This window comes from Streptomyces sp. NBC_00083 (genome assembly GCF_026343295.1).
Classification (GTDB): Bacteria; Actinomycetota; Actinomycetes; order Streptomycetales; family Streptomycetaceae; genus Streptomyces.
Genome location: NZ_JAPELY010000004.1, coordinates 16857 through 29856, shown reverse-complemented (window position 1 = coordinate 29856; position 13000 = coordinate 16857). Strand labels below are relative to the sequence as shown.

At 68.8% G+C, this 13000-nt stretch carries 10 protein-coding genes; 7 read left to right on the top strand and 3 right to left on the bottom strand.

The features are described 5' to 3' along the window. Positions 1–3 precede the first annotated feature (3 nt). The 3 genes from yidD to rpmH are packed head-to-tail and all read right to left on the bottom strand — an operon-like array spanning position 4 to position 863. The gene (gene yidD, locus OOJ98_RS30225) at positions 4–339 is read right to left on the bottom strand and encodes a membrane protein insertion efficiency factor YidD (RefSeq protein ID WP_267058309.1); all 336 of its coding nucleotides are present in this window, start codon (positions 337–339) and stop codon (positions 4–6) included. Further along, entirely contained in the window at positions 336–707 is a 372-nt protein-coding gene (rnpA, locus tag OOJ98_RS30220) for a ribonuclease P protein component (protein ID WP_267058308.1), read from the bottom strand. Before rnpA ends, yidD begins: the two co-directional genes overlap by 4 nt. Positions 708–725: 18 nt before the next feature. Beyond that, positions 726–863, bottom strand: coding sequence for a 50S ribosomal protein L34 (gene rpmH, locus OOJ98_RS30215; RefSeq protein ID WP_006381191.1), 138 nt, complete (start codon positions 861–863; stop codon positions 726–728). A gap of 381 nt (positions 864–1244) precedes the next feature. On the opposite strand from rpmH, the gene dnaA reads away from it, so the two are divergent. The 7 genes from dnaA to gyrA all read left to right on the top strand — a co-directional run bounded on the left by dnaA (position 1245) and on the right by gyrA (position 12999). Beyond that, entirely contained in the window at positions 1245–3068 is a 1824-nt protein-coding gene (dnaA, locus tag OOJ98_RS30210; RefSeq protein ID WP_267058307.1) for a chromosomal replication initiator protein DnaA, read from the top strand. Between the two features lie 970 nt (positions 3069–4038). Continuing rightward, positions 4039–5169: a DNA polymerase III subunit beta gene (gene dnaN / locus OOJ98_RS30205; protein ID WP_267058306.1), complete on the top strand. Its 1131-nt coding sequence runs from the start codon at positions 4039–4041 to the stop codon at positions 5167–5169. 129 nt (positions 5170–5298) lie between these two features. Next, a complete protein-coding gene (gene gnd / locus OOJ98_RS30200; protein ID WP_267058305.1) occupies positions 5299–6174 on the top strand; it encodes a phosphogluconate dehydrogenase (NAD(+)-dependent, decarboxylating) in 876 nt (291 codons plus the stop codon). Positions 6175–6216: 42 nt separating this feature from the next. Further along, positions 6217–7338 carry a DNA replication/repair protein RecF gene (gene recF, locus OOJ98_RS30195; protein ID WP_267058304.1) on the top strand — a complete coding sequence of 374 codons (1122 nt, stop codon included), beginning with the start codon at positions 6217–6219 and terminating at the stop codon, positions 7336–7338. Next, entirely contained in the window at positions 7335–7886 is a 552-nt protein-coding gene (locus OOJ98_RS30190; RefSeq protein WP_267058303.1) for a DUF721 domain-containing protein, read from the top strand. Before recF ends, OOJ98_RS30190 begins: the two co-directional genes overlap by 4 nt. Before the next feature lie 389 nt (positions 7887–8275). Beyond that, entirely contained in the window at positions 8276–10339 is a 2064-nt protein-coding gene (gyrB, locus tag OOJ98_RS30185; RefSeq protein WP_323177949.1) for a DNA topoisomerase (ATP-hydrolyzing) subunit B, read from the top strand. A 44-nt stretch (positions 10340–10383) separates the two neighbouring features. Continuing rightward, the gene (gene gyrA / locus OOJ98_RS30180) at positions 10384–12999 is read left to right on the top strand and encodes a DNA gyrase subunit A (protein WP_267058301.1); all 2616 of its coding nucleotides are present in this window, start codon (positions 10384–10386) and stop codon (positions 12997–12999) included. Position 13000: the final 1 nt, after the last annotated feature.

The window sequence follows — 13000 nt, the reverse complement described above, 5'->3', positions numbered from 1 at the left end:
TAATCAGGCTCCTTGAGCTTTGGGCGGGGTCTCTGCGGCCGGGCTTGTCTCGGTCTCAGCGGCGGACTGCCCGCCCTTGTCGCCGCGCCAGGCAGCGCGCAGCGCCTCATGCCATCGAGGTCGCTTGCGCTCCGGTACGTAGTCCACACCGCCCGGCGACCACGGGTTGCACCGCAGAATGCGCCAGGCGGTCAGGGCTGTGCCTTTGACGGCACCGTGCCGGTCGATCGCCGTATATCCATAGTGGGAACACGACGGGTAGTACCGGCAGACGGGCCCAAGAAGTGGGCTGATCGTCCACTGGTACAGCTTGATCAGGGCCAGCAGCGGGTACTTCATCGCGCGCCCCCTCCCAGCAGCCGCGCGAGGGCGGCGTCCAGGTCTCGGGCCAGCTGTGCATGGTCGGCATCGCCCGCACCGGGCAATGCCCGTACGACCACCAGGCTACCGGCGGGCAACTGGGAGAGTCGTTCGCGCATGAGATGGCGGAGCCTGCGCTTCACCAGATTGCGGACGACGGCCACGCCGACGGCCTTGCTGACAACGAAACCCGCACGCGTCAGGGGAGCGCTCTCCCCAGGCGCGTGCGGGTCCGTTGTACCGCTGCGTAGATGGACGACGAGGAGCGGGCGACCGGCCCGGCGTCCTCGGCGAACCGCGGTCGCGAAGTCCTCGCGCCGCCTCAGCCGATTCTCGGTAGGCAGCACGTCATGACCTGTTAGCTATTACGCGGACAGGCTTGCGCGACCCTTGCCACGGCGGTTCGCGAGAATCGCGCGGCCGGCACGGGTACGCATCCGCAGGCGGAAGCCGTGGGTCTTGGCGCGGCGACGGTTGTTCGGCTGGAAGGTGCGCTTGCTCACTCGGGGGCTCCAGAAATGATTCGTTGGCGGCGGGACATCGCCTGGCTGTCACCGTGCGCCCACGAGTAGCTCGCGTATACGCCCGTGTGCACCGCTTCACGACCACAGATCGTGATCTTTGCCCATCGGAGGCAGGCGGCAGCAGCCATCGACAACTCGACCTGGGTACGGTACGCGCGGCTACGCCATCCGGTCAAACCGGCTCCTCACCGGCCCGCGGTATGCACAGGCTGTGGACAACAACTTGAACCACGTCAGTGGGCCCGACTACCGTGGCTGAACTCCGAGTCTTCTCCCCATCTGTCCTCGCCTGTCTGTCTATGCCATCCCATACCGTCCCGAGAACCACACATTCGTGGGACCTGCGAGAGAGCGTGCCCTGTGGCTGACGTACCTGCCGATCTTGCCGCAGTGTGGCCACGAGTGCTGGAGCATCTCCTCGGAGAGGGGCAGCAGGGCATCGAGCCCAAGGACAAGCAGTGGATCGAGCGCTGCCAGCCGCTCGCCCTGGTCGCCGACACCGCACTGCTCGCCGTCCCCAATGAATGGGGCAAGCGCGTCCTGGAGGGCCGGCTCGCCCCGCTGATCAGCGAGACCCTCAGCCGCGAGTGCGGCCGCACCATCCGGATCGCGATCACCGTCGACGACTCGGTGGGCGAGCCCGCGCCGCCCGCCCCGCAGCAGCCCGCGCCGCAACAGCAGCAGCCGCGCTACCAGGACGACCCCTACGGCCGCCCCGCCGACGACGGCCTGCCCACCGCGCGCCCCGCCTACCCCGGCGAGTACCAGCAGCGTTCCGAGCCGGGCGCCTGGCCGCGCGCTCAGGAAGACCTCTGGCAGCAGCCGCGGCTCGGCGGCTTCCAGGACCGCGACGCGCCGGGCGAGCAGTGGCGCGAGCCGTACGGCGCCGGCCGCCCGCAGCAGCCCCAGCGCGACTACCGCTCCCCCCAGCCGCCCGAGCGCGGACCGTACGACCAGGACCGCGGTCAGTACGACCAGGGCCGGAGCCAGTACGACCAGCCCAAGCCGCCCTCGTACGAGCAGCAGCGCCACGATCAGCGGCCCGAGCGGCGGGAGCTTCCCGACGGGCAGCCCGCGCAGCGCGGCGGCTCCGGCCACCTCGCGCCCTCACCGTCCGGCGGCGCGTCCGCACAGGGCGGCCCCGGCGAGCCGCAGGCGCGGCTGAACCCCAAGTACCTCTTCGACACCTTCGTCATCGGCTCGTCGAACCGGTTCGCGCACGCCGCGGCCGTCGCGGTCGCCGAGGCGCCGGCCAAGGCCTACAACCCCCTCTTCATCTATGGGGAGTCGGGCCTCGGCAAGACACACCTCCTGCACGCGATCGGCCACTACGCGCGCAGCCTGTACCCCGGCACCCGGGTGCGGTACGTGAGCTCGGAGGAGTTCACCAACGAGTTCATCAACTCGATCCGCGACGGCAAGGGCGACACCTTCCGCAAGCGGTACCGCGATGTCGACATCCTCCTGGTGGACGACATCCAGTTCCTGGCGAGCAAGGAGTCGACGCAGGAGGAGTTCTTCCACACCTTCAACACGCTCCACAACGCCAACAAGCAGATCGTGCTCTCCTCGGACCGGCCGCCCAAGCAGCTGATGACCCTGGAGGACCGGCTGCGCAACCGCTTCGAGTGGGGTCTGACCACCGATGTGCAGCCGCCCGAGCTGGAGACGCGCATCGCGATCCTCCGCAAGAAGGCGGTGCAGGAGCAGCTCAACGCCCCGCCGGAGGTGCTGGAGTTCATCGCGTCCCGGATCTCGCGGAACATCCGTGAGCTGGAGGGCGCGCTGATCCGCGTCACCGCGTTCGCCTCCCTCAACCGGCAGCCGGTGGACCTCGGGCTCACCGAGATCGTCCTGAAGGACCTGATCCCCGGTGGCGAGGACGCGGCGCCGGAGATCACCGCGAGCGCCATCATGGCCGCGACCGCCGACTACTTCGGTCTGACGGTGGAGGACCTCTGCGGCTCCTCGCGCAGCCGGGTCCTGGTGACGGCCCGCCAGATCGCCATGTACCTGTGCCGCGAGCTCACCGACCTGTCGCTGCCCAAGATCGGGGCCCAGTTCGGCGGCCGCGACCACACGACGGTGATGCACGCCGACCGCAAGATCCGCGCACTGATGGCGGAGCGGCGCTCCATCTACAACCAGGTCACCGAGCTCACCAACCGCATCAAGAACGGCTGAGCCGGCCGGCACCACGCCGGCTGAGGGCGCCCGGAGATCGATTCTCCGGGCGCCCTCAGTCGTTCCAGGAGCCTTCCTCAGGTGTTCCAGGAGCCTTCCTCGGGCATCCCCGAAGCCCTTCCGGACCCTCCCCGGGCCCTCCCCGAGCCCTCGAAAACGCGCTCATGGAGCCCCGGGAAGCGTGTGTACGGCCCCGGAGGAAGCGTGTGTACGAGTCCCAGGCGCGTCGCGGTGTTCGAATACCGGCTGGTCAGAGGGGGTTCTCCACAGATCTGGGGGTTTCTGGCCGTCCACACCCTGGGGACCGCGAAGTTGTCCAGATTGCGTCCACAGGCGCGGCGGCTGATACTCCATCACCCCAGGTCAACAGCCTGTGGATTTGTGGGCATCGCTACTCCACAGCTTGTGGACGAATCCTCTGTCCACAGCCTGTGGGAAGAGTTGTCCACCGGCGGCCCACAGCTCTTGATCCGTTGTCCCCAGCTTCTCCACAGCCCTGTCCACTGTTCGGCAACGCAACACCCCCGATCACCGGACCGAGTGAAAGCCGTCACACCAAGGGGGCAGGTTGGCCTGTGGGGAACCGGGGTAAAGCTGGGGACAGGGCTGGGGAGAACCGCCCCTCTTCTGTGCATGGGGTGTGCAGAACTTTCGGGCGTCCACAGAAACCCCGAGTTGTCCACGGGTTCCACCCACAGGGCCGGTGGACAAAAAACTGCGGGTGACCTGCGAAAACGGGGTTATCCACGGTTTCCACAGGCCCTACTACTACTCCCACTTAGAGTTAGCTGGGAATCCGCTTCGAAGTGGGGCCTGTGCACAACTGGCCGCCGGAGCTCCCGCCGCGCCTCGACGCGACTTGACCCCGACGCGCACCGACTGTCAGCGGCGTACGTCAGACTGGTCCCCGGCGATACAGCCGACGACGAAAGCCAGCAGGGCGAGCCAGCAACAGCAGGAGGCGGTTCCGGTGAAGATCCGGGTGGAGCGCGATGTACTCGCGGAGGCGGTGGCCTGGGTGGCCCGCAGCCTCCCGGCCCGTCCGCCCGCGCCCGTACTCGCGGGCCTTCTTCTGAAGGCGGAGGACGGCGCGCTCAGCTTCTCCAGCTTCGACTACGAGGTCTCGGCACGGGTCTCGGTCGACGCGGAGGTCGACGAGGACGGCACGGTGCTCGTCTCCGGCCGCCTGCTCGCCGACATCTGCCGCGCCCTGCCCAACCGGCCGGTGGAGATTTCCACAGACGGTGTACGGGCGACCGTGGTCTGCGGCTCTTCCCGCTTCACCCTCCACACCCTTCCCGTGGAGGAGTACCCGGCGCTGCCGCAGATGCCGACCGCCACCGGCACCGTTCCCGGTGAGGTCTTCGCCTCGGCCGCGTCCCAGGTCGCCATCGCGGCCGGCCGCGACGACACCCTGCCCGTCCTGACCGGTGTGCGCATCGAGATCGAGGGCGACACCGTCACCCTGGCCTCCACCGACCGCTACCGCTTCGCGGTCCGCGAGTTCCTGTGGAAGCCGGAGAACCCGGACGCCTCCGCGGTCGCCCTGGTCCCCGCCAAGACGCTCCTGGACACCGCCAAGGCGCTCACGAGCGGCGACACGGTCACCCTGGCGCTCTCGGGCTCCGGCGCCGGTGAGGGCCTGATCGGCTTCGAGGGCGCGGGGCGGCGCACCACCACCCGTCTGCTCGAAGGCGACCTGCCGAAGTACCGCACCCTCTTCCCGACCGAGTTCAACTCGGTCGCGGTGATCGAGACCGCCCCGTTCGTCGAGGCCGTCAAGCGCGTCTCCCTGGTGGCCGAGCGCAACACGCCCGTCCGGCTCAGCTTCGAGCAGGGCGTGCTCATCCTGGAGGCCGGCTCCAGCGACGACGCACAGGCTGTGGAAAGGGTCGACGCCAACCTGGAGGGCGACGACATCTCGATCGCCTTCAACCCGACCTTCCTGCTCGACGGCCTGAGCGCGATCGACTCGCCCGTCGCCCAGCTCGCCTTCACCACCTCGACCAAGCCGGCGCTGCTCAGCGGCAAGCCCGCGCAGGACGCCGAGGCGGACGACGCGTACAAGTACCTGATCATGCCGGTGCGCCTGTCCGGCTGAGCGGCTTGAGGGCGTACGTCCCGGGCACTCGGGACGTACGTCTGAGCGGCTGACCCCGCAGGTGTGTACAAGGGCTCCGGCGTAGGCTCGGACGCGGGTACGAACGCCTCAACGTCAAAGGATTCTGTGATGGAGCTCGGTCTCGTCGGCCTCGGCAAAATGGGCGGCAACATGCGCGAGCGCATCCGCCGCGCAGGGCACACCGTCATCGGTTACGACCGCAACGCGGACGTCGCCGATGTCCACAGCCTCAAGGAGCTTGTGGACACTCTCAAGGGCCCGCGCGTCGTGTGGGTGATGGTTCCGGCGGGCGCGGCGACGCAGTCCACCATCGACGAACTCGCCGAGCTCCTGTCGCCCGGTGACGTCGTCGTCGACGGCGGAAACTCCCGCTGGACGGATGACGAGAAGCACGCCGTCGAGCTGGGCATCAAGGACATCGGCTTCGTCGACTGCGGCGTCTCCGGCGGCGTCTGGGGCCTGGAGAACGGCTACGCGCTGATGTACGGCGGCACCGCCGAGAACGTCGCGAAGGTCCAGCCGATCTTCGACGCGCTCAAGCCCGAGGGCGAGTTCGGCGCGGTGCACGCCGGCAAGGTCGGCTCCGGCCACTTCTCGAAGATGGTCCACAACGGCATCGAGTACGCCATGATGCAGGCCTACGCCGAGGGCTGGGAGCTCCTGGAGAAGGTCGACTCGGTCACCGACGTCCGCGAGGTGTTCCGCAGCTGGCAGGAGGGCACGGTCATCCGTTCCTGGCTGCTCGACCTCGCGGTCAACGCCCTGGACGACGACGAGCACCTCGACAAGCTCAAGGGCTTCGCGCAGGACTCCGGCGAGGGCCGGTGGACGGTGGAGGCCGCCATCGACAACGCCGTGCCGCTCCCCGCGATCACCGCGTCCCTCTTCGCCCGCTTCGCGTCCCGTCAGGACGACTCCCCGCAGATGAAGATGATCGCCGCGCTGCGCAACCAGTTCGGCGGCCACGCGGTCGAGTCCAAGTAGCCGTACCGAGCAGTAGGTAAGCCGGGGGAGGTCGGCGACACCATGCACGTCACCCATCTCTCGCTGGCCGACTTCCGCTCGTACGCCCGGGTCGAGGTTCCGCTCGACCCGGGCGTCACCGCTTTCGTGGGCGCCAACGGCCAGGGCAAGACCAACCTGGTCGAGGCCGTCGGCTACCTCGCCTCGCTCGGCAGCCACCGGGTCTCGTCGGACGCGCCGCTGGTCCGCATGGGCGCCGAGCGCGCCGTGATCCGGGCCGCCGTCACCCAGGGCGAGCGCTCCCAGCTGATCGAGCTCGAACTGAACCCGGGCCGCGCCAACCGGGCCCGTATCAACAGGTCGTCGCAGGTCAGACCCCGCGATGTGCTGGGGATCGTCCGTACGGTGCTGTTCGCGCCGGAGGACCTCGCCCTGGTCAAGGGCGATCCGGGCGAGCGCCGCCGCTTCCTCGACGAGCTGATCACCGCCCGCTCCCCCCGGATGGCGGCCGTGCGCTCCGACTACGACCGCGTCCTCAAACAGCGCAACACCCTCCTGAAGTCCGCCGCGATGGCCCGCAGGCACGGCGGCCGCGGCATGGACCTCTCCACGCTCGACGTGTGGGACCAGCACCTGGCCCAGGCCGGCGCCGAGCTGCTCGCCCAGCGCCTCGACCTGATCGCCGCCCTCCAGCCGCTCGCCGACAAGGCGTACGACCAACTCGCCCCGGGCGGCGGCCCGTTGGCCCTGGAGTACAAGCCGTCCGCGCCCGGCGACGGGCACACCCGCGAGGAGCTGTACGGGCAGCTCATCGAGGCGTTCGCGGAGGTGCGCAAGCAGGAGATCGAGCGCGGGGTGACGCTGGCGGGCCCGCACCGCGACGACCTGCTGCTGCGCCTGGGCGAGCTGCCCGCGAAGGGGTACGCGAGCCACGGCGAGTCCTGGTCGTACGCGCTCGCGCTGCGCCTGGCCTCGTACGACCTGCTGCGGGCCGAGGGCAACGAGCCGGTGCTCGTGCTCGACGACGTCTTCGCCGAGCTGGACGCCAGGCGCCGCGAGCGGCTGGCGGAACTGGTGGCGCCGGGCGAGCAGGTCCTGGTGACGGCCGCGGTGGACGACGACGTTCCGGGCATCCTGGCGGGCGTCCGGTACGAGGTCGCGGCGGGCGAGGTGGCGCGGGCATGAGCGATCCCTCCGGCCAGGGCGAGCCGGCAGCGGCGCCCAAGGTTCCCGAGTCCTCCGGCGTGGACCTCGCGCGGGTCGCGCTGCGCGCCGCCAAGGAGCAGGCCAGGGCGCGGGGCGACGCCGCGCAGCAGAAGAAGCAGGCCCGCAGGGGCGGCGGGCTGCGCTCGGGTGCGCGTGCGGACGGGCGCGATCCGCTGCCGCTGGGCGCCGCGATCAACCGGCTGATCAATGAGCGCGGCTGGGAGGCGCCCGCCGCGGTGGGCGGTGTGATGGGCCGCTGGCCGCAGATCGTCGGCGAGGACCTGGCCAACCACTGTGTGCCGAAGTCGTACGACCAGGCCGACGCCGTCCTGACCGTGCAGTGCGACTCGACGGCGTGGGCCACCGAGCTGCGCCTCTTCGCACCCCAGCTGGTGGCCCGCATCAACGCCGACCTCGGGCACGGCACGGTCCGGCTGATCAAGGTGCTCGGCCCCGGCGGGCCCCCGCAGCGCTACGGCCGGCTGCGGGCGCCGGGCAGCACCGGGCCCGGCGACACCTACGGGTGAGGGCGCCCCGTGCGCCCGTGTGCCTCAGGCGCACCCCCTGTGACGTGGGAAAACGTGACTTCTGTGCGCCCTGGAACCCCCTGATGGGCATGAGGTGTCCCTCACGGTAGTCGGAGGTTGACAGGCCGAAGCGCTGAATGCCCGTGTGAGGCTCTTGGGGCCCCTCCCCGGATATGGGGAGTCGGAAGGCGCCCGCTCAGGGCGGCACATGCGGACTCAGGTACCGGCAAACCCCCATTCATGTCGGCGCTACCGGTAGACTGGTCAATAATCCCGCCGTCCTCGCGGGACCCACCGAAAGACGTGATCGGACGCCTGCCGCCACGGCGGCGCCCGACGCTGACCATCGCTGAACGACGCAGCCGCTCCTGCCTGTACAGGGGAGGCTTGTGCTGTGCCAGAAAGGGCGCTTCGTGGCCGATTCCGGCAACCCCAACGAGAAGACCCCGTCCACTGCCGTCGGTGAGAACGGCGAGGTAACCACCTCGTACGACGCCAGCGCGATTACCGTCCTCGAAGGTCTGGACGCGGTCCGCAAGCGACCCGGCATGTACATCGGCTCGACCGGTGAGCGTGGTCTGCATCACCTTGTGTACGAGGTCGTCGACAACTCGGTCGACGAGGCCCTGGCCGGGCACGCGGACACGATCGACGTCACGATCCTGCCCGACGGCGGTGTCCGCGTCGTCGACAACGGCCGCGGCATCCCCGTGGGCATCGTTCCCTCCGAAGGGAAGCCGGCCGTCGAGGTCGTGCTCACCGTGCTGCACGCGGGCGGAAAGTTCGGCGGCGGCGGGTACGCCGTCTCCGGCGGTCTGCACGGCGTCGGCGTGTCCGTGGTGAACGCGCTGTCCACCAGGGTCGCCGTCGAGGTCAGGACGGACGGCTACCGCTGGACGCAGGAGTACAAGCTGGGCGTCCCGACGGCGCCGCTCGCCAAGCACGAGGCGATCGAGAAGTCGGGCACCTCGGTCACGTTCTGGGCCGACGGGGACATCTTCGAGACCACCGAGTACTCCTTCGAGACGCTGTCGCGGCGTTTCCAGGAGATGGCGTTCCTCAACAAGGGCCTGACGATCAGGCTGACCGACGAGCGCGAGTCGGCGCGGGCGGTCTCGGGAGCGGACTCGGCCGAGGAGGGCGAGCAGCCGCAGCCCCTGACGGTGACGTACTTCTACGAGGGCGGCATCGTCGACTTCGTGAAGTACCTCAACTCGCGCAAGGGCGAGCTGATCCACCCGACCGTGATCGACATCGAGGCCGAGGACAAGGAGCGACTCCTCTCGGCCGAGATCGCGATGCAGTGGAACTCTCAGTACAGCGAGGGCGTTTACTCCTTTGCGAACACCATCCACACGCATGAGGGGGGTACGCATGAGGAGGGATTCCGCGCCGCGCTCACGGGCCTGGTCAACCGGTACGCCCGTGACAAGAAGCTGCTGCGCGAGAAGGACGACAACCTCTCGGGCGAGGATATCCGCGAGGGTCTGACGGCGATCATCTCCGTCAAGCTGGGCGAGCCGCAGTTCGAGGGCCAGACCAAGACCAAGCTGGGCAACACCGAGGCGAAGACGTTCGTCCAGAAGGTGGTGCACGAGCACCTCACCGACTGGTTCGACCGCAACCCCGTCGAGGCCGCGGACATCATCCGCAAGTCGATCCAGGCGCAGACGGCCCGTGTCGCCGCCCGCAAGGCGCGCGACCTGACGCGGCGCAAGGGGCTGCTCGAATCGGCGTCGCTGCCCGGCAAGCTGTCGGACTGTCAGTCCAACGACCCCACCAAGTGCGAGATCTTCATCGTCGAGGGTGACTCCGCCGGCGGTTCGGCGAAGTCCGGCCGCAACCCGATGTACCAGGCGATCCTGCCCATCCGAGGCAAGATCCTGAACGTCGAGAAGGCGCGGATCGACAAGATCCTGCAGAACACCGAGGTCCAGGCGCTGATCTCGGCGTTCGGTACCGGGGTCCACGAGGACTTCGACATCGAGAAGCTCCGCTATCACAAGATCATCCTGATGGCGGACGCCGACGTCGACGGCCAGCACATCAACACCCTGCTGCTGACCTTCCTGTTCCGCTTCATGCGGCCGCTGGTCGAGGCCGGCCACGTGTACCTGTCGCGTCCCCCGCTCTACAAGATCAAGTGGGGCCGGGACGACTTCGAGTACGCGTACTCCGACCGTGAGCGCGACGCGCTCGTGGCCCTCGGCAAGCAGAACGGCAAGCGGATCCGCGAGGACTCGATCCAGCGCTTCAAGGGTCTTGGCGAGATGAACGCCGAGGAGCTGCGCGTCACCACGATGGACGTCGAGCACCGTGTGCTCGGCCAGGTCACCCTGGACGACGCGGCCCAGGCCGACGACCTGTTCTCGGTGCTGATGGGCGAGGACGTCGAGGCACGCCGTTCGTTCATCCAGCGCAACGCGCGGGACGTCCGCTTCCTCGACATCTGACTCGGTCTGTCGCTGACCGCTTCGAAAGGACTTGAGAACCAGCAATGGCCGACGAAAACACGCCCACGCCCGCTGAAGCCGCCGAGGCGGCCGTCGCCGCCGAGGAAGCCCTCGCCCTGCGCATCGAGCCCGTCGGGCTCGAGACGGAGATGCAGCGCTCCTACCTCGACTACGCGATGTCCGTCATCGTCTCGCGTGCGCTGCCCGACGTCCGGGACGGCCTGAAGCCCGTCCACCGCCGCGTCCTGTACGCGATGTACGACGGCGGGTACCGGCCCGAGAAGGGCTTCTACAAGTGCGCCCGCGTCGTGGGTGACGTCATGGGTACGTACCACCCGCACGGCGACTCCTCGATCTACGACGCCCTGGTGCGCCTCGCCCAGCACTGGTCGATGCGCATGCCGCTGGTGGACTCCAACGGAAACTTCGGCTCCCCGGGCAACGACCCGGCCGCCGCCATGCGGTACACCGAGTGCAAGCTCATGCCGCTGGCCATGGAGATGGTCCGTGACATCGACGAGGAGACCGTCGACTTCACGGACAACTACGACGGCCGCAACCAGGAGCCGACGGTCCTGCCGGCGCGCTTCCCCAACCTCCTGGTCAACGGCTCGGCCGGCATCGCGGTGGGCATGGCCACCAACATCCCGCCGCACAACCTGCGCGAGGTCGCCGAGGGCGCCCAGTGGTACCTGGCCCACCCGGAGGCCTCGCACGAGGAGCTCCTGGACGCGCTGATCGAGCGCATCAAGGGCCCCGACTTCCCGACCGGCGCGCTGGTCGTGGGCCGCAAGGGCATCGAGGAGGCGTACCGCACCGGCCGTGGCTCCATCACGATGCGCGCGGTCGTCGCGGTCGAGGAGATCCAGAACCGCCAGTGCCTGGTGGTCACGGAGCTGCCGTACCAGACCAACCCGGACAACCTCGCGCAGAAGATCGCCGACCTGGTGAAGGACGGCAAGGTCGGCGGCATCGCCGACGTCCGCGACGAGACGTCCTCGCGCACCGGCCAGCGCCTGGTCATCGTCCTGAAGCGGGACGCGGTCGCCAAGGTCGTCCTGAACAACCTGTACAAGCACACCGACCTCCAGACCAACTTCGGCGCCAACATGCTGGCGCTGGTCGACGGGGTGCCGCGCACGCTCTCGATCGACGCGTTCATCCGCCACTGGGTGACGCACCAGATCGAGGTCATCGTCCGGCGTACGAAGTTCCGGCTGCGCAAGGCCGAGGAGCGGGCCCACATCCTGCGCGGCCTGCTCAAGGCGCTCGACGCGATCGACGAGGTCATCGCGCTGATCCGGCGCAGCGACACGGTCGACGTGGCGCGCGTGGGCCTGATGGAGCTGCTCTCCATCGACGAGATCCAGGCCAACGCCATCCTGGAGATGCAGCTGCGCCGGCTGGCGGCCCTGGAGCGCCAGAAGATCGTCGCGGAGCACGACGAGCTCCAGGCGAAGATCAACGAGTACAACGCGATCCTCGCCTCGCCGGAGAAGCAGCGCGCGATCGTCAGCGAGGAACTGGCCGCGATCGTCGACAAGTTCGGCGACGACCGCCGCTCGGCCCTGGTGCCGTTCGACGGCGACATGTCCATCGAGGACCTGATCGCCGAAGAGGACATCGTCGTCACCATCACCAACGGCGGCTACGTCAAGCGCACCAAGACCGAGGACTACCGCTCGCAGAAGCGCGGCGGCAAGGGCGTGCGGGGCACCAAGCTGAAGCAGGACGACATCGTCGACCACTTCTTCGTCTCCACCACCCACCACTGGCTGCTGTTCTTCACCAACAAGGGCCGCGTCTACCGGGCCAAGGCGTACGAACTGCCGGACGCCGGGCGGGACGCGCGCGGCCAGCACGTCGCCAACCTGCTGGCCTTCCAGCCGGACGAGAAGATCGCCCAGATCCTCGCGATCCGCGACTACGACGCGGCGCCCTATCTGATCCTGGCCACCAAGGCCGGCCTGGTGAAGAAGACCTCGCTCAAGGACTACGACTCGCCCCGTTCGGGTGGTGTCATCGCCATCAACCTGCGGGAGACCGCGGACGGCGGCGACGACGAACTGATCGGCGCGGAGCTGGTCTCGGCCGAGGACGACCTGCTCCTCGTCAGCAAGAAGGCGCAGTCCATCCGCTTCACCGCGACCGACGACGCGCTGCGCCCCATGGGACGTGCCACGTCCGGCGTCAAGGGCATGAGTTTCCGCGAGGGAGACGAGCTGCTCTCGATGAATGTCGTCAGGACCGGTACGTTCGTCTTCACCGCAACCGATGGCGGGTACGCGAAGCGCACCCCCGTCGACGAGTACCGCGTCCAGGGCCGCGGCGGTCTCGGCATCAAGGCAGCCAAGATCGTGGAGGACCGGGGCTCGCTGGTCGGCGCGCTGGTGGTCGAGGAAACGGACGAAATCCTCGCCATCACCCTCGGCGGCGGTGTGATTCGTACGCGAGTCAACGAGGTCAGGGAGACGGGCCGTGACACCATGGGCGTCCAACTGATCAACCTGGGCAAGCGCGATGCCGTGGTCGGCATCGCCCGTAACGCCGAGGCGGGCAGCGAGGCCGAAGAGGTCGACGGGGCCGACGACGCCGAGGGCGCTATTGCCGAGGCTGCTGCCGAGGGCGTCCAGCCGTCGGCCGGGGAGCACGAGGAGTAAA

What these genes read in the sequence shown, in the direction of transcription:
- yidD (WP_267058309.1), bottom strand. Translation starts at nt 339, where the DNA reads ATGAAGTACCCGCTGCTGGCCCTGATCAAGCTGTACCAGTGGACGATC.
- gnd (WP_267058305.1), top strand. Translation starts at nt 5,299, where the DNA reads ATGGAGCTCGGTCTCGTCGGCCTCGGCAAAATGGGCGGCAACATGCGC.
- recF (WP_267058304.1), top strand. Translation starts at nt 6,217, where the DNA reads ATGCACGTCACCCATCTCTCGCTGGCCGACTTCCGCTCGTACGCCCGG.
- OOJ98_RS30190 (WP_267058303.1), top strand. Translation starts at nt 7,335, where the DNA reads ATGAGCGATCCCTCCGGCCAGGGCGAGCCGGCAGCGGCGCCCAAGGTT.
- gyrA (WP_267058301.1), top strand. Translation starts at nt 10,384, where the DNA reads ATGGCCGACGAAAACACGCCCACGCCCGCTGAAGCCGCCGAGGCGGCC.